Origin of the sequence: Brevibacterium sp. SIMBA_078 (assembly GCF_046534565.1) — a bacterium.
Lineage (GTDB): Bacteria > Actinomycetota > Actinomycetes > Actinomycetales > Brevibacteriaceae > Brevibacterium.
Genome location: NZ_JAWRYQ010000062.1, coordinates 1 through 366, shown reverse-complemented (window position 1 = coordinate 366; position 366 = coordinate 1). Strand labels below are relative to the sequence as shown.

Below are 366 nucleotides of genomic sequence, written 5' to 3'. Positions count from 1 at the left end.
CATTTAGTATTAACTGGAACGCTAAAGGTAACATCTTTAAAGGGGCTTCCCTTTTAGGTGGTGGTCAAGGTGTAGGTGAAGCTGGTGCTGAAGTAGTAATGCCTATCGAAAGAAAACGCTACATGAAACCATATGCAAGTATGGTAAGTGACTTACTAGGGAAGGACATGAAAGGCGGTTATGGTGAAGGTATTGTACAAAACATTACTATCAATTCTCCTGAACCACTTTCACCTTCTGATATAGCACGTAAAAATCTACAAGTATCACGTAGATTAGCTAGAGAGTGGGGGCTATAGATGAAATTAACATATACTAATGCAAATGGCGAAAGTATCAGTATTTCACGTACTGGTACTTTTCGTA

1 protein-coding gene is annotated in these 366 nt (G+C 38.8%); it reads left to right on the top strand.

Annotated elements, in window-relative coordinates:
- The coding region (locus SB749_RS18870; protein ID WP_410711649.1) for a hypothetical protein at positions 1 to 299 on the top strand (299 nt) is incomplete at its 5' end.
- Positions 300 to 366: the final 67 nt, after the last annotated feature.